The following is a 20,972-nucleotide window of genomic DNA, read 5'->3' as shown; positions in this document are numbered from 1 at the left end:
GAACATGAATGGAGGAAGATTGTCGCGCGCGACGACGCGAAAGCGTAAGCGAGTGTTCCGAGTGACGACGGCAGTGGCATTGATACTCGCTTTAGTCGGCATCATCGCGTTCGCGGCTTTGATTGACAAGAAACAAGAATCGGCGTTGCCCACATCAGACGAGATTGCGACCGAGATGGTCGATTCCGAGTCGGAACAACCAACCGATGACGAAACAAAGTCGGCAGATAAGGTCTATATCGGTCAACCATATACGAAAGTATACGCAGATGATCGGGTCACGGTCGTCTATGAGGCCGACCTCGGCGATCGCTTCGAACGTTTGGAGACGGTCAGTGGGTTTGTGAAAGTGCAGTTGAATGAACGGACATCGGGATGGGTCACGGAAGAGAGTGTGACAACGGATGCTTCAGCCTTGTCGGACGATGAAGTGATCGCCGCATGGCAACAAGTCGTCCCGAACGCCTCGGAGACCGTCCTCGACTGGATTGGAAAAGATGTTGCGACCGTTCGCGCTGAGCTTGGTAGCCCGACTGCCGTACAGCGTGACCAAGTGAACGAGTACCATTTCTATGACGGGTTCTTCTTGATGGTACGGGACCAGAAAGTGCGCGCCATCGATTGGGATCGCCAAGCAATCGTGAGCCCTGACGTGAAAGCGACGAGTGAGCAAGCGACAGGCACATGGTTCGAAGGGGAGACCGTTCAGTTGAAACTGTTCCCATATAGCGGCGTAATGCGCGTCCGCCTCGAAAGTAAATGAGACAGAAACGGGAGAGGTGACTCTCTCGTTTTTTTTTTTTTTTTTGATCTATCATTCAAATGGACGTTTGAATGTTTTGGTAAAATGGAATAAGATAAGAAGTAGAAGGAGGCGACAGTTATGGGACATCATCATGATCACGACCATCACCATCATCATTCCACGAATCAGCGTGCCCTGTTCCTCGCGTTTCTGTTGATTGCGACGTTCATGGTCGTCGAGGTTATCGGCGGACTATGGACGAACAGTTTGGCACTCTTATCCGATGCGGGACATATGCTCGGGGATGCAGCGGCTTTAGGACTCAGTTTCCTAGCCGTCCGATTCGGTGCGAAGGCGGCGACGCCGAACCGTACGTTCGGATATCGACGCTTTGAAATTTTAGCGGCATTCATCAACGGGCTGACGTTACTCGTCATCTCGATCTATATCTTAATTGAGGCGTATCAACGATTGAGTGCCCCGCCGGAAATTTTGAGTGGGGGAATGCTTGTGGTCGCGATCATCGGGCTACTCGTCAACATCCTCGCCGCATGGATTTTAATGCGTGGGGAAAAAGATAACTTGAACGTGAAGAGTGCGTTACTCCACGTGTTCGGAGATTTACTCGGCTCGGTCGGTGCCATCACGGCAGCGCTTTTGATCATGTCGTTCGGATGGACGTGGGCGGACCCGGTTGCGAGTGCATTTGTCGCAATCCTTATTTTAATCAGCGGGTATCGCGTGACACGCGATGCGATTCATATCCTGATGGAAGGGTCACCGGAACAAATCGATGTCCGGGCGATGCAAGAAGAGATTGCCAAAGTCGAGGGAGTGAAGGAAGTGCATGACCTTCATGTCTGGTCGATCTCGTCGAGTGAACATGCGGCAACATGCCATGTGTTGATCGGAGAAGAAACAGATGATCAGGCCGTATTACGACAAGTGACAGAGCGGATTCGGAAATACGGGACGTTCGAGCGTTCGACGGTCCAGGTCGAACGGGAGCGACAATGTTGCGAGGAGCGTATCATTTGGTAAGTAAAACGGACACTCACCCGAGTGTCCGTTATTTGCCGTGTACATCAATCACCACAATCTCTGGTGGGTTGAAAATGCGGGGCACGTTGAAGCTATAGTTGAATCCTCGTCCGACGATGTGGGTGAACGTCTCGTGTTCATAGAGGCCGCCCGCATATTTCGGGAAAAACCCTTGGTCAGGGGCGAACAAGCCGTTCAACAAATATGGGATCCTCACTTGTCCACCGTGAGCGTGTCCGGACAAGACGAGGTCGAAAGGTAGGTCGGCATACGTGTCGACTTCTTCGGCACGGTGGGAGAGAAGTAGGTTGAATGTCTCGTTTGGGTCGACGTCTTGCATCGCCGTCGAGACATCGGTTTCCCAACTTCCATAAATATTTTCATTATATGTTCGTAACGGATCTTCTAATCCACCGATGACGAGTTCGATCCCATTGATGGTGATGGGTTCCCATTCGTTCTCGAGAACGGTCACACCATGAGAACGAAATACGTTTTTGGCATCATGACGAATGTAGTCGTCAGAGTGATCGATTTCATGGTTGCCGGTCACGAAATACATCGGCGCAATCCCGGCAAGGCCTTCGACGAGTTCGAAAGCAGGATCAGGGGAGCGATAGCGGTCGAGCAAATCCCCCGGCAAGGCAATCAGGTCCGGTTTTTGAGCGCGGACTCGATCGATTAAGATTGATTGTTTATAGCCGTATGAGGCGCTGTGTAGGTCAGATAGGAGCACGATACGAAGCGATTCATCCGCAGACAGCTTTTCAGACGGGACGTCGTACGTCTGAACGGTCAGTCCGTTATATGTCGCCGTGAACAGCAAGATGCCGAGTGCAACAAAAACAAAAGTCGACTTATGTTTCTTCATCCGTGCTCCCTCCTTTCTTAATTGTGACTCTATCTTACCGCTACCGATGAGGGGAAGCAAAAAAAAATCCCGCTCCTACGAGCGGGATGGATGATTATGCTGCTTTTGCTGTCAATTTCACATCGACATTGCCGCGCGTCGCTTTTGAATAAGGGCACACTTGGTGTGCTTCTTCAACGAGGCGTTCTGCTGTCGCTTGGTCGACACCTTTGATTTCGACTTCAAGCTCTACTGAAATGAAGAACCCTTCATCGTTTTGGTTCAATGTGACATGACCTGTGACGCTCGATCCGTCTGTCTTCACACGTTCTTTTCCGATGATGAGGTTGAGGGCACTACCGAAGCAAGCCGCATACCCAGCTGCGAAAAGTTGTTCCGGGTTTGTCGCACCGTCGACGTGTTTCGCGCCTGGCATAGAGACGTCCATGTCGATGACGCCGTCTGTTGATTTCACATGACCTTCGCGGCCACCGATTGCTGTTGCTGATGCTGTGAATAGTGATTTCATAATTAAATTCCTCCATTTCATTTTAAACAATTAAGTTGTGCACAATTTAAATTATAGAGCAGTCAAAAAGTTTCGCAAGTGATATGCTTGGCTAAAGAAGAGTACGGAGGATTACGTATGGAACAAACATTAAAGCTAGAACATCAAATCTGTTTTCAACTGTATACCGCTTCAAAAGAGCTTACCCGTTTATATCGCCCAATTTTAGAACCGTTAAACCTGACATATAGTCAATATCTGGTCATGCTCGTCTTGTGGGAAGAGGACGGTATTGATTTGCGTCAGCTTGGAACGAGGCTGACACTCGACTCGGGTACGCTGTCCCCACTCGTGAAACGACTGATTCAAATCGGGTATGTCGAAAAGAGTCGTTCGTCAGACGATGAACGAAAAGTCGTCGTCCGTTTGACCGATCGTGGTAGCGCGTTGCGTGAGCAGGCAATGGATGTGCCGTTACAAGTCAGTGGTATGCTAAATATAGACGAAGCGACGTATGTCGCGTATATGGAGATGCTTACCGATATCAAGACGAGACTACACGATTTCGGGGAGCGTCAGCGCGAGCAGTAAGGAAGGAGGAGCCATGTTTCGAAAATTGATCATCCTATTGATGGGGATTGGACTTTATATGGCTTGGCAATATGAGATGCCAAACGTCTCTGCCCCGACGAGCATTCAGGTCGAGTCTGAAGTGGCGACGGAACGTACGACGGATGCACCTAGGTTCACGAGTCAATACGCCGGACATGACTGGTATTTAGTCGAACGTGGCGGGGACCGGGGTCTTGAACTCATTGACGAGGACGGGGCGAAAAAAGGGTTTTATCAGTTCGAGACGGGAAGCACATATCGTGGTCTCGTGCTCGATGAGACGACACGTGACCAAGTCGAGGATATCGGCTTTGAGAAGGTGACGTCGTATAACAAAGGATTGAATCGCTACTTGATCCCGGACGATCCATCGTTCTCGGTATTTGCAATCGACGGACAATATGTCACGCTCTTCTTCGACCAACATGACGATGACCGTTTGAAAGGGGTCTTGTCGGTAGACCGCAGAGTGGAGGAGGCGAGTGACGGCTATTACGGTGACCTTTCCGAAGAAGGGACCGTCGCAAACGAACAGTTGATGCGAATCTTAATGAACTGGGACCGTGAGAAATATGACTTGAGCGCGCTCGCCGATTACGAGCCACTTTATCCGGTCGTTCGGGCGCACAGTCAGAACATGGCGGAAAACGACTTCTTCAGTCATACGGACCCGGAAGGACGTGACCCGTTCGACCGAATGGATGAAGCTGGACTCTCATACTCGATGGCCGGAGAGAACTTGGCCATGGGGCAGATGAGCGTTTTCCATGCGCATTGGGGACTGATGAACTCGAAAGGGCACCGTGAGAACATCATGCAACCTCGATTCAGCCATGCCGCAGTCGGGCTCGCCTATAACGATGAGAACAGCCCGTTCTATACGATTAACTTTATTACCCCTAGATAAAAGGATGACTCCTTCTCGGAGCCATCCTTTTTGAGTTAGATGAGCTTTTTAACCGCATCCTCAATCTCGGCCGGTGTCGTCTGTGGCGAGAAGCGTTCGACGACGTTCCCGTCACGGTCGACTAAAAACTTCGTGAAGTTCCATTTGATGGCCTTCGAACCGAGCAGTCCAGGCGCCTCTTTTGAGAGGTACGTGAAGAGCGGATGTGCATCCTTGCCGTTCACGTCGACTTTTGCGAACATCGGGAACGACACCCCATAGTTGAGTTGGCAGAACTCTTGGATTTCTTCATTTGAGCCCGGGTCTTGATGACCGAACTGGTTGCACGGGAAGCCTAAGATTTGTAGGCCCTGTCCGTTATAGGTGTTGTAAAGTGACTCGAGACCTTCGAACTGTGGCGTGAACCCACACTTACTCGCCGTATTGACGATGAGTAAGACGTCGCCATTATATGTAGCTAACGGTTGTAGCTGTCCTTTCATGTCCAATGCTTGAAAATCATAGATCATGTTCATTCCCCCTTTTTCTTTAGTATACCAAGAGAATAACGGCGTCACGACTTTGAACGCGTCGTGTGCAATCAAATTGTTATGAAATCATGATGTCGCTGTTACATATTTCGTGTTGTACAATCCGTATAATGAAACTCGTTGTAGAAAGGAACGGTGTTATGCGACTTTTAAAAAATGAATTTATATGGATAGCGCTCATTTTGATCGGATTATTCTTCTCGAGTGCGACACCTTACTCAGATCAGTCCATCGTTTCGCCACTCGAGCGATTCAATTGGAGCTGGATCGAGCCGACGTTAGCGAACGTCGAGTTTGACTATGCAGGAAAAGAAGTATCACTCGACGCGTTAGGCACAGTCGGGTTGATCGAGTTCTTGATGCGAAAAGCGGCCCATTTCGTCACATTTTTCGCACTAGGGGCATTGTTCGTCAAGGCGATTTCGAGAACGAACCTTCATGCTAGTCTGAACTTATTGTTTGCTTGGACGCTCGCCAACACGGTCGCCATCTTTGATGAGTATCATCAAAGTTTGACACCGGAACGGACGCCGTTACTACAAGATGTCCTATTGGATAGTAGCGGGGCGATTGCTGGAGTCGTGCTGATCGGTGGGGTCTTATTACTTCGTTCGAAACGAAAACGAGGGAAACGAGCCGGTTATGTGGCATTAAGGTAGTCAAAAAATGATATAGGTTATTATTTGAAAAGCGCTTTCTTAAAGTGCTTTTTTTATTTTAAAAACTATTTTGTGACAACAAACCAAATAAAATATTGTCTATACCCACGTTTTTTACACGATAAAACCTAAATTGAGTCAATGTCATACGAATGAAATATAAGTGTAAAATAACTTTTGGTTTAGATTGCTATAATGAGTCACAGAGCGAATGAAATTTCGCAACTCGTCTTATAGAAAATACTTGAACGACTATAGATAAAAAATACACGGGAATCAGCGGAGGGAAGCACATTGGGTAACTTGAAGAAATTTGCAGCAACCGTCACTCTAGGCGCACTCTTGATCGGCGGAACGTCACCGACTTATGCAGCCTCACTTACAGAGAAGCAGAAGAAAGTACAAGAACAACGACAAAAGAATAGCAGTGAACAGTCGAAAGCAAACTCTTCGATTCAATCACGTGAGCAAGCGATCAGCAAAGAGCAACAAGAGATCAACAAGTTAGATGCTGAACTCCAAGACGTCATCAACGATGTCGCTCAGAAAAAAGCTGAGATCCGTGCAACTGAAGAAAAAATTCAAAAGCTTCAAGAGCAAATCAAAAAATACGAAGCGAAAATGAAAGCACAAGAAGAACTCATGAAAGACCGTATGGCGACGATGCAAAAGAACGGTGGCTCGTCAGTCAACTGGGCTGAGTTCATCTTCGGTTCAAAAGACTTCGGCGACTTGATCACACGTATGATCACAGCTGGTACGATTCAAGAGAACGACCAACAGATCTTCGAAGAATATGAAGCAACGAAAGAAAAACTTGCGAAAGCGCAAGCTGAATTAAAAGCAGAACGCGATTCACTCGTGAAGCAAAAAGAAGAACTTGAAAAACGCCAAAAAGAGCTCGATCAAAAAATGAAAGAGCGCGCAGCGAAAATCAAGAAACTTGAAGCTGAAAAAGTGAAATTCGAATCAAAACTCATGAGCCTAAAAGAGATGGAAGATACGCTCAAAGCTCAAGAGCAAGCGATTCAAGCAGAAATCGAAGCACAACGCCGTGCTGAAGAAGAAGCGCGTCGCGCAGCGGCAGAAGCAGCAGCTGCTAAGAAGCAACAAAGCGCAAGCTCAAGCAACAGTGGTTCTAGCGCATCAACATCAACACCTGTAGCATCTGCACCAGCGAGCGGCGGGATGTTCCAACGTCCAGCAAGCGGTCGCCTCTCACAAGGATGGGGCGCAGCGAGCGGTGCGAACGGATATTCGTTCCACAACGGTCTTGATATCGCAGGTCCAGTCGGTACACCAATCTATGCAGCACAAACTGGTACGGTCCTCCGTGCAGGTTGGGGTGGCGCATACGGAAACCACGTCATGATCGCACACGTCATCAACGGACAAGTGTGGACGACAGTATACGCGCACATGAGCTCAGTTTCAGTTAAAGCGGGTCAACGCGTATCACAAGGTCAAAATCTTGGTGGCATGGGTAGCACAGGGAACTCGACAGGGTCACACCTTCACTTCGAGATTCACCGTGGTGGTTACTCGTACTCTTCATCGAGCGCGGGAAGCACAGTCAACCCAGCATCATTCTTCTAATCAACACAAAGATAGTGATCGACGAACGCGTCGATCACTTTTTTGTTGCCATATAGGCGATAAACGTCAGGAGTGCAGCACCAATCACACTGAGCCATAACGTGTCGATGTTCGGGTCATCGAGGACGCTTTGTCCACCGACGATCAACATATAGAGAAGAAGTGCCACACCGAGTGCACGAAACATAAAACGGAATCTAGCCATGAAAAATCGCCTCCACCTATTAGTATAGGGGAGGCGATTCGTTTCATCTAGCGAGTCGGACCCAAGCAGAATCCATAATCTGTTCGTAACCGACTTCTTGATAGATTTTATTCGACGTCGGGTTCAAGAGGTCTGTATAGAGCACACAGAACGATTTCGTCTCGAGTAACTGGCGGCTGAGGTCTGCAACTAGGCTGCGTGCGTAACCTCGCCCACGTGAGTCTGGTGACGTATAGACGAACGAGACGGTGATGCCGTTCTCAGTCGGACGTGCCCGCTTCGCACACGAGACGACCTGTCCGTTGACTTCCCAAAAGACGGCTTCATTCCTTTCGAGCATCGTCTGGACGGCTTTCGTGACTTTCTCAGGTGGCGAAGAGCGAAGTCCCGACTCGGCTTCAAACGCGCTATACCAGGCTTCGAGTTGGGCTTGGTCAGCGACCGTCGCTTCTCGCATGTGGCCTTTCGCCATCTCGATGTCTTTCACGTCGTCGAGTCGGTAAAGCCCTTGAGACATGAACAGCTCGCTCGACCCGGACGTCACCTCTTGCCACGCCTTCGCGAACCGTTCGGCTTGTTTGCGTTCTGAGACGACCTCGGTGAAGGGGATGTCTGCTTCGAGGAGGTGCGGGATGATGAAGGACGGGAGTTCGACCGCACGTTCCGAATCCACGACGATATAATGGAGCGGATGTGGTGGTGTCACTTGTAAGATGGCGAGAAGTTCACCTTCCTCCTCGACAGTGAACTGATGAAACGTCTCGTAAACGCCTTGAATCACGTTATTCAATACCCCGATCATCAGGCTGTGCTTTGCCTCTTCCTTCAATAATGTACTCATGACATGTTCTGAGAAGTGATTCGGGTCTTTCCATTCGATCCATTCCATATGTATCTCTCCTTATCAATGTAGACAAAAACGGCCAAACCTGATGGCTTGCCCGTTTTTGATTTCTGCTTTATGCGATATCTTCTTGTTTCGACGATGTGTTGTCGAGAAGTTTCGTGTTGTGTTTAAAGTAGTGGATAATTTTTGCGATGGCACCATCACCTGTGACGTTTGTAGCTGTCCCGAAGCTATCTTGCGCCAAGTAGAGTGCGATGACCAAGCTTTGCATCGTCGCGTCGAACCCAAGAATTGAGCCGAACAATCCGAGTGATGCCATAACCGCTCCACCTGGAACACCAGGTGCTGCAATCATCGTCACACCGAGTGCGAGGATGAATGGGAGGACGATCGCGTATGACATCGGCATGCCGTTCAAGTACATGAGTGCGACACCGACCGATGTGAGTGTGATCGTCGAGCCTGACAAGTGGATCGTTGCCGAGAGCGGGATGACGAAGTTGGCGACACCCTCGTCCGTGTTGTTCAACTTCGCTTGGCGAAGTGTGACGGGAATCGTCGCAGCCGATGATTGCGTCCCGATGGCTGTGAAGTAAGCCGGCATCATCGTCTTGAGCAACTTGAACGGATTCTCTTTGTTGAGACCACCTGCGATTGAATATTGAATCATGAGCATCGTCAAATGAAGGACGATGATTGTGACGAAGACGAGCGAGAACACCGAGAGGATCTCAGCGACCTGACCAGCATACGTCATGTTCATGAAAATTCCGGCGATGTGGAATGGGAGTAATGGAATAATGACTTTACTGATTAAGAGCTCGATGATATCGCGGAAATCCATGGCGAGGTCGAGTGACCGCTTGCTTTCGATAGCGGCAATCCCTATCCCGATGACGAACGCTAAAATGAGTGCGGTCATGACACCGAATACCGGTGGAATCTCAAATTCCATGAACCCTTTCAATAAGGCTTCTTCTGGGTTTTCGGCTCCTTCTGTCGAACGTGTCAAAATTTGCGGGAACAAGTTGCTCGTTGCAAAGTATGCGAGCGTTCCTGCGACAACTGTTGAAGCGTAAGCGATAAGTGCTGTGAGTCCGACTAACTTTCCTGCTCCTTTACCAAGTTCCCCGATTCCTGGGATGATGAAAGCAAGAATGATCAGTGGGATGGCGAAGCCTAAGAACTGCCCGAAGACCGTGTTGAACGTCACAAACGTCCGAACGATCCAGTTCTGACTTTCTGGTACGATGCTCCCGAGCAGAATCCCGAAAGCGATCGCGATGATGATGCGACCTAAGAGGCCAATGCGTAATTTCAAATCAATCACCCTTTCTGTTTGTTTGAATAGTTGATATTTTCGCACATTTTACGAAATGTTGCCACCATGTCTTGTAATTTTCCTGAAGAAAGACGTTTGACAACTTCATAGAAGGGTAATAGAAAATGTTGTACATATCAAGGGAAGGGGCTTCTCCTTTTCCTAATATAAAAACGATGTTATGATTAATTCTGACAGACGTAAAGGAGGGGTGCGCGTGCAGTTACAACGAACAACGATTCACATTGCGGGTCAAGACTATACGATCGTAAGCGAAGAACCCGCTGATCATGTGAGGGAAGTAGGCTTTTTGGTCGACAGTAAGATCCGCGAGATTCGTGAACAATCCCCTCATTTAGATGCTCGTCAGGCAGCGGTCTTGGCTGCGATTCAAATCGCAAGCGACCACGTCAAAACTAAACGAAATATGGGAGAATAAATCAATCCATGGTTACGCTACTTATACTGTTTTTCTTGTTTATTGGAATCGTCAACGGCTTCCGTCGTGGCGCGATTCTACAGCTCGGCCATTGGGTCGCGCTTATCATCAGTTTTCTCGTCGCCAACACATACTATAAAGATTTAGCCGAAGCGTTCAAGCTCTGGATCCCGTATCCGTCTCAGCTTGATGGAACGCTCCCAGGCGGCGTGTTGGACCTCAATTCGCTTTCAGGGATTGAGATGACGTTTTACAACGTCTTTTGGTTCGTAGTGTTGTTCCTCATCACAAAACTCGTCTTGCATCTCATCTTGGCGATGCTCGACTTCTTGACGGACTTGCCAATCTTGCGCCAATTAAAAGGATTGATTGGAGCAGTCCTCGGTTTCTTCGAGGCGTATGTCATTACGTTCTTCATCCTTTGGGTAATTGCGTTCGTACCGATGGCAGGCGTTCAAAATGCCGTCGACAATTCGTCGCTTGCGACATTTATCATTCAAGACACGCCATATCTATCGGATTGGTTTTCAAATAAGATGTTGTGACACGACAGGCCGGAATGCAAGCTAGTGCTTGTGTCTCGGTCTTTTCTGTGTGAAGAGGGGGAAACGTATGAATAAAGTAGAAGCGATGATGTTGCTCGAGAAAATCGCGCAATATATGGAGATCAAAGGGGAGAACCCGTTTAAAATCAATGCATTCCGCAAGGCCGCGACGGCATTAGAGAATACGGATCTCGAGCTCGAGAACATCGACGACTTGACGTCCATCGCAGGCATCGGGAAGGGGACGGCAGCAGTCCTCGAGGAGTATCGCGATACGGGACGTAGCGAAGTGCTCGAAGCGCTGCAAGAAGAGATCCCATTCGGATTGATGAAGCTCTTGAAGATTCAAGGACTCGGAGGGAAGAAACTCGCCAAACTTCGTGAAGTCGGCGTCGTCGACTTAGAATCTCTCATCCGCGTGCTTGAAGACGGGACGGCGGCATCGCTTCCGGGATTCGGAGCGAAAAGTGTCGAGAAGCTACTCGCCGCAGCAAAAAACCTTGAGTCGCGTCCGGAACGACTCGCATATGCGGTCATGCGACCAATCGTCGAGGAAATCAACGATGTGTTGGAGAAGGAAGAGCTCGTCTTACGTCATTCGGTCGGGGGAAGTTTCCGCCGAGCCGAAGAGACGTGTAAAGACCTCGACTTCATCATCGCGACCGAGGAGCCGATCGCGCTTCGGGAAAAACTCCTCGCTTTGCCGTTCATCAATGAAGTGATCGCGGCAGGCGAGACGAAAGTATCGCTCGTTCTCGAGCGTGAGGAGATGGTGTCGGTCGACTTCCGTATGGTCGAGCCTGGCGCATTCGCCGCAACGCTTCACCATTTCACAGGTTCGAAAGACCACAATGTCCGCATGCGCCAACTCGCGAAAGCGAAAGGCGAGTCGATCTCAGAGTATGGGGTTGAGACGGCAGATGGGCTGTGGCAACCGGAAACAGAAGAAGAACTGTTCGAACGGTACGGTCTTCCGTTCATCCCACCTGAGCTTCGGGAAGGACATGCCGAGTTCGAGCACGATTTGTCGAAACTCGTCACGCTCGAGGACATCAAGGCCGACGCACACATGCACACGGTCTGGTCGGACGGGAAGTTGACCGTTGACGAGATTGTCGTGGCGATGAAAGGGCGCGGCTATGAGTGGATGGCCATCACCGATCATGGGAAGTATTTGACGTTCGTCAACGGTTTGACGGAGGAGCGACTCGAGGCACAAGGTGAGGAGATTCGAGAAGCTGCAAAAACACATGACATGAACGTGTTACGTGGCGTCGAGATGGACATCCGTCCTGACGGGACGCTCGACTATGAGCCAGAATTTTTAGAGACGCTCGACTATGTCGTCGCCTCGATCCATTCGAAGATGGACCAATCCGTCGACGAAATCATGGCACGTCTCGAGAACGCCTGCCGTTCGCCATACGTCAACGTGATTGCGCATCCGACGGGACGACTCATCGGTCGCCGCGACGGCTATCCGATTGACGAGGACAAGTTGATCGCGCTCGCGAAAGAGACGGGGACGGCGCTCGAGTTGAACGCCAACCCGAACCGTCTCGATTTGACGGCATCGACGCTGAAGAAAGCGAAGGCAGCAGGCGTCAAAGTGATGATCAACACCGATACGCACCACCCAGATATGATGGAAGATATGGCGCTCGGTGTGTTACACGCACGGAAAGCCTATCTCGAACCAACGGATATCATTAACTGCTTCTCGTTTGAAGACGCCAAGGCATTCTTCGCGGCGAAGCGATAGAAAGGAACATGCTAGATGGACCACGCGTTACGCGTATTAGAATATGAAAAATTGCGCCAACAGCTTGCCGGACACGCGGCGAGCTCACTCGGGAAAGATTTGGCGCTCAAGATGCAACCGGACTACTCGTACGACCGAGTGCTCTCGAATTTGAACGTGACGAAAGAGGCGACCGAAGTCGTGCGTCTCCGTGACCGTCTCCCGCTCGGCGGACTAACGGACGTCCGTGCTGAAGTGAAGCGGGCCGCGATTGGCTCGGTCCTCTCGACGAGTGAACTTCTCGCTGTCGCGGCTGTCATGTACGGCGGGCGACAAGTGAAGAACTTCTTTGAGAAGCTTCACGAGGACAATGAAGAGCTTCGGATTCCACGTCTTGATGAGTATGTGGACAAGTTGACGAAGCTCATCGAAGTCGAACAGTCGATTCGTCATGCGATCGATGACCAAGGGACGGTCCTAGATTCGGCGAGCGCACAACTTCGGGGACTTCGGACACAGCTCCGAAGTTTTGAAGGCAGCGTCCGTTCACGAATTGACAACATCCTCCGCAATAACGCGAAGATGCTCTCGGACGCCATCGTCACGATTCGAAATGACCGCTATGTCGTGCCGGTCAAACAAGAGTACCGTCAAGCGTTCGGCGGGATCGTCCATGACCAGTCGGCTTCTGGTCAGACGCTCTTCATCGAGCCGCAAGCGATTGTCTCGATCAACAACGAGATTCAAGAAGTTCGCTTGAAGGAACGCGCCGAAATCGATCGGATTTTGAGTGCGCTCTCAAATGAGGTCGGTGGGGTGCATGATGCGATCATGACGAACCTCGACGTATTGGCCGAACTCGATTTCATCTTTGCGAAAGTCGCCTACGGGCAAGAGATGAAAGCGACCGAGCCGAAGTTGAACGACAATCGGGAGATCAAGTTGAAACAAGCCCGTCACCCGTTCATCCCGAAAGATGAGGTCGTGCCGATCACGGTCGAGCTCGGGGAAGGCTATACGTCACTCGTCATCACCGGACCGAACACCGGTGGGAAGACCGTCACGTTGAAGACGATTGGACTCCTTCAGTTGATGGTGCAGTCAGGACTTTACGTACCAGCAGAATTCGGGACGGAACTCTCCGTGTTTGACGCGGTCTATGCCGATATCGGGGATGAGCAATCGATCGAGCAGAGTCTCTCGACGTTCAGCTCGCATATGACGAATATCGTCGGCATGCTCGACAAGATCGACTTCATGTCACTCGTCCTCTTCGATGAGCTTGGTGCCGGGACGGACCCGCAAGAAGGGGCCGCCCTCGCCATTGCGATTCTCGATGAGGTGAAACGTCGCGGGGCACGTGTCGCGGCGACGACGCACTATTCGGAACTGAAGGCATACGCCTATAACCGTGAAGGCGTCATGAACGCCTCGATGGAATTTGATATCGAATCGCTCAGCCCGACGTACCGCCTTTTGATCGGCGTGCCGGGTCGCTCGAACGCCTTTGAGATCAGCCGTCGCCTCGGACTGTCCGAGCAAGTCATCGACAAGGCACGGAGCCACGTCGGTAGTGACGCTGAATCGGTCGAGTCGATGATCAACGAACTCGAAGCGGCGAAACAACGCGCCGAACAGCTCGAGCAAGAGCTCATCGTCAAACGTCATGACTTTGAAGAGGAGCAGGCCGAGTTCGAAGCGAAGATGACCGAATTTGAGCGCGAGCGCGACAACTTGTATAGTGCGGCGGAGGCGAAAGCCGAGAAGGCCGTCGAACAGGCGAAGCGTCAGGCGAACGAGGTCATCGACCGCTTGAAGAAACTCCGGGAGCAGGGCATTGTCAAAGAGCATGAGATTATCGCGGCGAAGAAAGAGCTCGAGTCGGCAAAACCGACGCTTCAAGAGAAAAAGATCCAAAAAGTGAAACAAAAAGCCCAGCAGAAACGTACGTTCAGTAAAGGCGAAGAAGTGAAAGTGACGACGTTCAACCAAAAAGGCTACATCGTGAAACAAATCAACGACAACGAGTACAACGTCCAAGTCGGCATCATGAAAGTGAACGTCAAAGCGGACGACCTTCAGAAGATCGGTCCATCAAAAGAGAAGCCGCTTCAGTCGAAAGGAAGCTCGCTCAAGCGTCAGAGTTCGACGAAGTCTGAACTCGACCTTCGCGGCGTCCGAGTCGAAGAGGGGCTCATGCGTCTGGATAAGTATATCGATGAAGCACTCGTGTCGGGCTACGACAACGTCCGCATCATCCACGGTCTAGGTACCGGGGCGATGCGTCAAGCGACACAGGAATTTTTAAAAGGACATCGTCACGTGAAGAGTCAACGCCCAGGTGGAATGGGTGAAGGTGGACTCGGTGTCACGGTCGTCGAACTAAAATAAAGGGAGTCGGGGAATGGGCACGTTAACGTTTGCGATTATGCTAGAGTCGTTCGGCCTCTATTCGATGGCAGGGCTGATGATTATTGTCGGTCTCGCCATCTTCGAGGTGACGACGCCATACAGCAACTGGCGCGAGATTCAAAAAGGGAATATCGCCGTCGCCTTGGCGACAGGTGGGAAGATTGTCGGTCTCGCCAACATCTTCCGTGTCGTCGAGAGCTACCATGAGAGCACGATCGACATCTTTGTCGGTGGGGGATTCGGCTTCATGTTGCTTCTCGCGACCTATTGGTTGTTTGAATTTTTGACACCGACGCTGAAGGTGAACGACGAGATTCAAAAAGGAAATATCGCCGTCGGGTTGTTGGCATTCTTGCTGTCGATCGGGGTCTCCCTCGTCGTCGGCGCGGCATTGGTGAGGTGAAGACATGGTATATGAACGATTGGCAAAAATCTTGTTCATCGGGGCCGGGCTGTTCTTAGTGGCAGCGGCACTGTGGTATATCTTTTATTGAGAGAAAGCGATGTCGTGAGGCATCGCTTTTTGATGAGGGGGCGAATAAATGATTAACCTACATGATCTCATGACGACAACGGATTACGTACTCGATACGGAATCCTTTCAAATGAAAAATGAAGCGTATTATCCGCTCGAGTGGACGTTCTTCGGGGCATCGGACCCGACGATGCTCCTCACATGGAACGCTGAGCGTGACCGCATCCGGATTCGTTTCGAACAGTACGCTCTCTTTCTGGGGACGCTTGAAGAACACGGTCTGAAGGAAGAAGGATTATGGAACGACCACCCGATCGTAAAGCTGACGACGTCCCGTTTATGTCATACGTACATGAAGAGTGGGGAACGAATCGAGTGAACAGCGAGCGGGGGACACTTTCCCATTACGTCATTCGTACAATCGAGCAAGAGTTTCATGTCCTGGCGTATGAGGACCCGACCGTAGAAGACTTAGGAAAAGTCGGGGACACGGGAGTACGTGTCGAAATCGTGGAAAAAGCCGAATAAAAAACAACGTCGCCTCGACTCCGGGGCGACGTTGTTTCGTTTATGGGACATCAATTTTGACGGTATAGGTTTTCGGCATGGCATCACTCGAAGCGAACAAGACGAGTGTCTTCTCATTCTCTGGAACGAGGAAGACTAAATCAATTTCGGACTTCTCGCCTGGCTTGTAACGGAAGCCGCCTTGGAACGCTTTCTTATTGTGGTTGACCATGTCGACCGGACTGTACTTTGTGCCATCTGACGTGTACATGCGGAATCCGTTCGGACGATAGTCCGCATAGCCACCATAGCCCTTATCTTTGTCATACAAGGTAATCGGTAGGCTGACGAATCGTTTTCCGTCTTCCGGCTCGGTTCCGTCCGGAGAGGCGTAAACGGGTTCACCCACTTGGAATTCACGTTTCTTCAATCGCGGGTCACCGATAAACGTTTGGAACGTGCCAAGGTCCATGATTTTTTGAAGGTCATCTTCTTTTGGTGTGGTAGCCTTAGCTTCTTTCGGTTTATCTGTTTTTAAATCAGCCTGTTTTGCACCCGTCGTCTGTGCGGTCGGGGTTGGTGTCGCTTTTGCTTCTTCTGTGACCGGCTTGACTTCTGGTGACGTGAAGACGAACAAGCTGATGATTCCAACGACGAGTGCCGTCGCCGTCGTCCCGAGGACGAAGCGGAAGCGTTTCTCGACTTGCTTTTGGTTGATGACATGCCCACCAATCGCTTCAGCCGGCGTGATACGGACCGCACGCTCAGCAGGAAGCAATGCACCTAAGACACCTGTCACGACCGGGATGAGAATGGTCGCAAACAAGAATGGTAGCTCTGACGTCGGGAACTGTTGATACATGATCGTGACGATGATGATGGTGAACGTCACACCGAGTAGTCCGGCGAAGAATCCGGTCAACGCACCTTCTGTCAAGACGAGACGACGGATGGACGTATTCTGCCAACCGAGCGCTTTCAAGACGGCGAGTTGTGGTTTTCGTTCGGAGACGTTTTGCCACATGATCTCGGTCGTTGTGAGCATCGCAATCAGTAAGGCGACACCCATGGCGACGTAATGCATCGTCCCGACTTCAAGTGCCACGAACTCCCCGATCCACGTCGTATACAAGACGCCTTGGAGGCGGAACGTGACGAACAAGAAGAAGCCGAACAGACTCGTCGGTAAAGCGATGGCGAGAATCGACAACAACGTTCGTGGCCAATACGTCACGAGCTGGTTCAAGCTCATGCCGACGCTCGAGCGTGAGCGGCCGAGACGGCGTCCTTTTGAGACTTCACCGGACTGTATCGTCTCATATGGCTTGATGCGACGGACGAGTCGAATCGGGATGAGTGTCCCGAGCCAGTAAATTAAGAGACCAGCTAGGCCAATTAATAGGATACGGGTAATCGAAGTCGAGCCGGCAGCTGTCCAAAGGAACGTTCCGAGAATCATCCACGAGATGAGCGCGACCATCGACCCGAGGATCGTGGCTTCTAAAAATAACAGTTTCGACAGCTGACTCGGACGCCAACCGAGCGACAAGAGGATGGCGAACTCTTTCTTCCGTGCGTACAACATGATGATGTTCGAGCTGAACACATACAACATCGCGACGAGGATGACGCTCGCGACGACGCCGGAGAAGCCGAGTTTCGCTTCTTGGAAGATCGTGATCGACGACCCGATTTTAATCCATGGCTGCTGAATCCAACCGAGCGAACTTTCTCCTTTTAAACCAGGGAGATAGGTGACGGCGTATTGTGGAGACGACCCGAGCGTGACGTCCGTGATGAGACCGGTCTTGTCTTCGATCTCCTTGGCGACCGCTTGGAGCTTCGCTTCACTCTCTTCGTTCAAGACGTCCACGCCTTTCACGTTGACGCGAATGGCCGAGATGGCCTTGTCACCGGCGATGGCGAACGCCGCGTCGAGTGTCGTCAACATCGAAGGTGGCTTCGTCAAGAAGCTATACGGGTTATTCGTCGGTTTGACGGTCGTCGGTGGGTTGACAGGCTCGTCTTTCGAGTTCATGACCCATTCGGCGCTTGCCGGGAAATACGTCTCCATCGGAAGTTCCGTCAATGGATCTTTTGACAGCTTCAGTTTCTATGGGTCGAATAATCCGATGTAGTTATATCTTACTTTTGGTGCATCGTTGATGTCTTCCGCATATAAATTGGACTTGCGATACATACTTTCTTGACCATAAGCGACGCGACCCTCAGCGAGGAACGGCTTGATTTGATACGAGTACGGCCAACGTTTCGGGAACGGGCTCGTCACGCCCTCGTAGACGAGGGGTGACGCCTTCTCGGCAATCCACGTATATTCCATCGTGAGACGAGGGTCTTGTGGCTGTGGCTTTCCTTCTAAAATATGTTTTGTGATATTGTCGTGCATTTGTTGTGCTGTAAAGTCGTATGAGGCAACTTTTGTCCCTTTCAAGCTATCCAGGTATTCCTCTTTTCCGTTCTCTAAATACGTATTGATGAATTTTTCTGCGTCGCTCGTATCGGCATCGACTTCTTCGATGGTGTAGTTGATCGAGGCATCGACGTAGTCTTTTGTACTCATCAAAATCGGGATTGTCGTGACTTCTTCATCGTAAGGCTCTGGGACATCCTCTTCATTGAAGTAACGACTGAACTCTGTCGTTTGTACGGCATCGTCTAACCCGACGAGCTTCGCTTCGGCGACCGGGTCGATCCCTGCGAGCATGACGTCGCTCCCGTAATCGAGTGGGAATTCTTCATATAGGGCGGTCGGACCGATGCCGATGTGGGTGGAATCGCCGTTCGGCATCCAGCCGACCCAAAAGTAGGCTTTCAAGTCTTGGAAGTCATTGATTTTTTCAATGCCCGTATCGATGAGCGTGTTCATCTTGAGGCGATAAAGTCCTGCTTTATCAAACGTATGCGTTTGGGTGAACGAGCTCGAATACGTCGACCCGATCATGGCAATCGGTGCCGCGACATCGATGTCGGCAATTTGTTGGATCGTCTCGTATTGTTCGCGCGTGATCCCGCCTTCGAGTCCGCTCATATAGTTCGGCTCGAGCAAGTTCAAATCTTCCGTTACGCTTCGGCTGCCTTCCGGACGGACGACGATGTGATAAGACGAGTCCCAACGTTTTTGCAGCTCGTTGACGACCGTTCCGTTATTCGCCTGGGTCACCCCGAGAAGATAGCTGAGCCCGGTGCTGACGATGAGCATCCCGACCATGAGCAGGATGAATCGTTCTTTATTCCGCCACCATGAGTTCCAGATGAACTTAAGCATGATGGACGTCGCTCATAGCGACGACCTGCCCGTCGCGCATCTCGATTTTTCGGTTGGCCCGGTCGGCGAGTTCTGGGTCATGGGTGACGAACAGGACGCCACATCCGTTCTCGCGATTCAAGCGGATCAAAAGGTCAAAAATGACGTCACCCGTGTGCGTGTCGAGGTTTCCCGTCGGCTCATCGGCGAGGAGCCATTTGGGGCGATGAATGAGGGCACGGGCGACGGCGACACGTTGTTGTTGACCGCCTGACAGTTGGGACGGTAACGAATCGACCTTGTCAGCGAGACCGACCTCTTTCAACAGTTCGAGCGCGCGTTCGTGGACGTCGTAATCGACTTTTCGTCCGAAGAGCGGGGACATGACGTTCTCAAGCGCCGTCAACGTCGGGATCAAGTGGAACTGTTGGAAGATGAAGCCGATGTTCTCGAATCGGAAATCCGCGAGTTGTTTCGCAGATAGCGTCGAGATTGGTTCGTCGTTGAAGAGTAAGGTGCCCTCTGTCGGACGGTCGAGTGTACCGATCAGACTGAGGAGCGTCGATTTCCCAGACCCCGACGGTCCGATGATGGAGATGAAGTCTCCGTGTTCGAAGCGGAGGTTGATGTCTTGCAAGGCGACCGTTTTGACGTCACCCGTATCAAACTGTTTCGTTAAGTGTTCGCATGTGAAGTGATAGGCCATATCGTAAAATCTCTCCTTTGACTATAATGTAGTGAAAATATGTAAGAGTACGTAATATTCTGACTATTTTCAGATTAGAGGAAAATCTTTCCTTTCGATAGCTAGAAGAATTTTTATCTTGGTTTCAAAAGGAGTAATTGAAAGATATATGGAATAGGAAGCGTGCATAGGACTGTTTGAAAAGGAGTGGGGCAGATGAAATCTTCGAATCGAAAGTCGGATGAAATCAAGCTTGTGATTGGAGCGGGGGAGTACAACAACAATCCAGGTTGGATCCATACACAGGAAGAAGAATTAAACATATTGGACGAACCTGCGTGGCAAAATCGTTTTGATGTACATTCAATCAAAGCAATTTTAGCCGAGCATGTATGGGAACATCTCACGTATGAAGAAGGGGTGGCCGCAGCGAAACTGTGCCGAAACTACTTAAAGCCTCTAGGTTATATTCGCTGTGCGGTACCAGATGGATATTTTCCAGATGAGTCTTATCAACAGATTGTCCAAGTCGGCGGACCTGGTCCGAAAGATCATCCCGCTGCGAGTCATAAGATTGTCCATACCTATCAATCCATCATCCGTCTGTTTGAAACGGCTGGCTATGAAGTGAAATTACTTGAGTACTGCGACGAGAATGGAAAATTTCATCAACAGGATTGGGATGGAGACGATGGCGTCATCTTTCGGTCCAAGAAGTACGACCCTCGAAATCAAGGAGAGCAGCTTGTGTTTCCTTCTCTAATCATTGATGCAATCAAACCGGAGTGGGGTTAAAGCAAAACGTTCCAGTACATTGAATCGCGAAATAGGGAAAAGAGTAATACATACGTAGTGGAGCGAAAGGAAGTGAACCCGATGAAAACATTCGAGATTGAATTCCATTTGGTCAATGGGGAAGTGCTGACGTACATGGTAGAAGCGGATACGCGATATGAGGCATTAGAGTCAATTTATCAATCGTTTCGACATGCGAGCGATGGATTCGTGCAATTTGAGGACGAGTTGATTGTGATGTTGGATCATGTGGCTTATGTGAAGGCGTTTGAGGTGGTAGAGTAGGA

24 protein-coding genes are annotated in these 20,972 nt (G+C 50.4%); 15 read left to right on the top strand and 9 right to left on the bottom strand.

All coding sequences use genetic code 11. From position 1 onward, the window contains the following. Positions 1-4 precede the first annotated feature (4 nt). Together KNO85_RS09885 and KNO85_RS09880 are read left to right on the top strand one after the other, a co-directional pair. Positions 5-763, top strand: coding sequence for a hypothetical protein (locus KNO85_RS09885; RefSeq protein ID WP_214789553.1), 759 nt, complete (start codon positions 5-7; stop codon positions 761-763). A gap of 120 nt (positions 764-883) precedes the next feature. Continuing rightward, positions 884-1,786, top strand: a complete 903-nt coding sequence (locus KNO85_RS09880; protein ID WP_214789551.1) for a cation diffusion facilitator family transporter — start codon at positions 884-886, stop codon at positions 1,784-1,786. 28 nt (positions 1,787-1,814) lie between these two features. On the opposite strand, the gene KNO85_RS09875 is transcribed toward KNO85_RS09880, so the two are convergent. Then, entirely contained in the window at positions 1,815-2,657 is an 843-nt protein-coding gene (locus KNO85_RS09875) for a metallophosphoesterase (RefSeq protein WP_214789549.1), read from the bottom strand. Positions 2,658-2,751: 94 nt separating this feature from the next. After that, positions 2,752-3,165, bottom strand: a complete 414-nt coding sequence (locus tag KNO85_RS09870) for an organic hydroperoxide resistance protein (RefSeq protein ID WP_074032719.1) — start codon at positions 3,163-3,165, stop codon at positions 2,752-2,754. Positions 3,166-3,282: 117 nt separating this feature from the next. On the opposite strand from KNO85_RS09870, the gene KNO85_RS09865 reads away from it, so the two are divergent. Together KNO85_RS09865 and KNO85_RS09860 are read left to right on the top strand one after the other, a co-directional pair. Beyond that, positions 3,283-3,735 carry a MarR family winged helix-turn-helix transcriptional regulator gene (locus tag KNO85_RS09865; RefSeq protein ID WP_214789547.1) on the top strand — a complete coding sequence of 151 codons (453 nt, stop codon included), beginning with the start codon at positions 3,283-3,285 and terminating at the stop codon, positions 3,733-3,735. Positions 3,736-3,748: 13 nt separating this feature from the next. After that, entirely contained in the window at positions 3,749-4,663 is a 915-nt protein-coding gene (locus KNO85_RS09860) for a CAP domain-containing protein (RefSeq protein WP_214789545.1), read from the top strand. A 35-nt stretch (positions 4,664-4,698) separates the two neighbouring features. Here the strand turns inward: KNO85_RS09860 and KNO85_RS09855 are convergent, their stop codons facing one another. After that, the gene (locus KNO85_RS09855; RefSeq protein WP_214789543.1) at positions 4,699-5,172 is read right to left on the bottom strand and encodes a glutathione peroxidase; all 474 of its coding nucleotides are present in this window, start codon (positions 5,170-5,172) and stop codon (positions 4,699-4,701) included. A 161-nt stretch (positions 5,173-5,333) separates the two neighbouring features. On the opposite strand from KNO85_RS09855, the gene KNO85_RS09850 reads away from it, so the two are divergent. Both KNO85_RS09850 and KNO85_RS09845 read left to right on the top strand, forming a co-directional pair. Continuing rightward, positions 5,334-5,852 (top strand): VanZ family protein, encoded by a 519-nt coding sequence (locus KNO85_RS09850; RefSeq protein WP_214789541.1) that lies wholly within the window; start codon positions 5,334-5,336, stop codon positions 5,850-5,852. Positions 5,853-6,146: 294 nt separating this feature from the next. Beyond that, entirely contained in the window at positions 6,147-7,448 is a 1,302-nt protein-coding gene (locus KNO85_RS09845; protein ID WP_214789539.1) for a murein hydrolase activator EnvC family protein, read from the top strand. A 34-nt stretch (positions 7,449-7,482) separates the two neighbouring features. Here the strand turns inward: KNO85_RS09845 and KNO85_RS09840 are convergent, their stop codons facing one another. From KNO85_RS09840 to KNO85_RS09830, 3 genes are all read right to left on the bottom strand, one after another. After that, positions 7,483-7,653 (bottom strand): hypothetical protein, encoded by a 171-nt coding sequence (locus tag KNO85_RS09840; RefSeq protein WP_214789537.1) that lies wholly within the window; start codon positions 7,651-7,653, stop codon positions 7,483-7,485. A 43-nt stretch (positions 7,654-7,696) separates the two neighbouring features. Then, entirely contained in the window at positions 7,697-8,542 is an 846-nt protein-coding gene (locus KNO85_RS09835) for a GNAT family N-acetyltransferase (protein WP_214789535.1), read from the bottom strand. Between the two features lie 70 nt (positions 8,543-8,612). Continuing rightward, positions 8,613-9,821 carry a dicarboxylate/amino acid:cation symporter gene (locus KNO85_RS09830; protein WP_251126498.1) on the bottom strand — a complete coding sequence of 403 codons (1,209 nt, stop codon included), beginning with the start codon at positions 9,819-9,821 and terminating at the stop codon, positions 8,613-8,615. A gap of 217 nt (positions 9,822-10,038) precedes the next feature. Here KNO85_RS09830 and zapA point away from each other — a divergent pair, with 217 nt between their 5' ends. The 7 genes from zapA to KNO85_RS09795 all read left to right on the top strand — a co-directional run bounded on the left by zapA (position 10,039) and on the right by KNO85_RS09795 (position 15,961). Then, positions 10,039-10,260, top strand: a complete 222-nt coding sequence (gene zapA, locus KNO85_RS09825) for a cell division protein ZapA (RefSeq protein ID WP_015881047.1) — start codon at positions 10,039-10,041, stop codon at positions 10,258-10,260. Positions 10,261-10,268: 8 nt separating this feature from the next. Next, positions 10,269-10,805, top strand: a complete 537-nt coding sequence (locus KNO85_RS09820; RefSeq protein ID WP_074032727.1) for a CvpA family protein — start codon at positions 10,269-10,271, stop codon at positions 10,803-10,805. 67 nt (positions 10,806-10,872) lie between these two features. Then, the gene (gene polX, locus KNO85_RS09815) at positions 10,873-12,567 is read left to right on the top strand and encodes a DNA polymerase/3'-5' exonuclease PolX (protein WP_214789531.1); all 1,695 of its coding nucleotides are present in this window, start codon (positions 10,873-10,875) and stop codon (positions 12,565-12,567) included. Between the two features lie 15 nt (positions 12,568-12,582). Beyond that, positions 12,583-14,937, top strand: a complete 2,355-nt coding sequence (locus tag KNO85_RS09810; RefSeq protein WP_214789529.1) for an endonuclease MutS2 — start codon at positions 12,583-12,585, stop codon at positions 14,935-14,937. A gap of 13 nt (positions 14,938-14,950) precedes the next feature. Beyond that, positions 14,951-15,361 (top strand): DUF350 domain-containing protein, encoded by a 411-nt coding sequence (locus KNO85_RS09805; RefSeq protein WP_214789527.1) that lies wholly within the window; start codon positions 14,951-14,953, stop codon positions 15,359-15,361. Between the two features lie 139 nt (positions 15,362-15,500). Further along, positions 15,501-15,812, top strand: coding sequence for a hypothetical protein (locus KNO85_RS09800; protein WP_214789524.1), 312 nt, complete (start codon positions 15,501-15,503; stop codon positions 15,810-15,812). Further along, positions 15,809-15,961 (top strand): hypothetical protein, encoded by a 153-nt coding sequence (locus KNO85_RS09795; protein ID WP_214789521.1) that lies wholly within the window; start codon positions 15,809-15,811, stop codon positions 15,959-15,961. Before KNO85_RS09800 ends, KNO85_RS09795 begins: the two co-directional genes overlap by 4 nt. A 40-nt stretch (positions 15,962-16,001) precedes the next feature. Here the strand turns inward: KNO85_RS09795 and KNO85_RS09790 are convergent, their stop codons facing one another. Genes KNO85_RS09790 through KNO85_RS09780 form a run of 3 tightly spaced genes read right to left on the bottom strand, consistent with a single transcriptional unit; the run spans position 16,002 to position 19,911 of the window. Continuing rightward, on the bottom strand, positions 16,002-18,014 hold the full coding sequence (locus tag KNO85_RS09790; RefSeq protein WP_214789518.1) for an FtsX-like permease family protein: 2,013 nt from the start codon (positions 18,012-18,014) through the stop codon (positions 16,002-16,004). Positions 18,015-18,053: 39 nt separating this feature from the next. Beyond that, positions 18,054-19,226, bottom strand: coding sequence for a hypothetical protein (locus KNO85_RS09785; protein WP_214789516.1), 1,173 nt, complete (start codon positions 19,224-19,226; stop codon positions 18,054-18,056). Beyond that, a complete protein-coding gene (locus KNO85_RS09780) occupies positions 19,219-19,911 on the bottom strand; it encodes an ABC transporter ATP-binding protein (RefSeq protein ID WP_214789514.1) in 693 nt (230 codons plus the stop codon). The genes KNO85_RS09785 and KNO85_RS09780 overlap by 8 nt, the downstream gene beginning before the upstream one ends. 195 nt (positions 19,912-20,106) lie before the next feature. On the opposite strand from KNO85_RS09780, the gene KNO85_RS09775 reads away from it, so the two are divergent. Both KNO85_RS09775 and KNO85_RS09770 read left to right on the top strand, forming a co-directional pair. Then, positions 20,107-20,685 (top strand): class I SAM-dependent methyltransferase, encoded by a 579-nt coding sequence (locus tag KNO85_RS09775; protein WP_214789512.1) that lies wholly within the window; start codon positions 20,107-20,109, stop codon positions 20,683-20,685. An 81-nt stretch (positions 20,686-20,766) separates the two neighbouring features. Beyond that, positions 20,767-20,970: a hypothetical protein gene (locus KNO85_RS09770; protein ID WP_214789510.1), complete on the top strand. Its 204-nt coding sequence runs from the start codon at positions 20,767-20,769 to the stop codon at positions 20,968-20,970. Positions 20,971-20,972: the final 2 nt, after the last annotated feature.

It is taken from the genome of Exiguobacterium sp. s124 (assembly GCF_018617485.1).
GTDB classification, from domain to species: domain Bacteria; phylum Bacillota; class Bacilli; order Exiguobacteriales; family Exiguobacteriaceae; genus Exiguobacterium; species Exiguobacterium aestuarii.
Note: the sequence above shows the minus strand (reverse complement) of the source record. Positions and strands in the feature narration are given on the sequence as shown.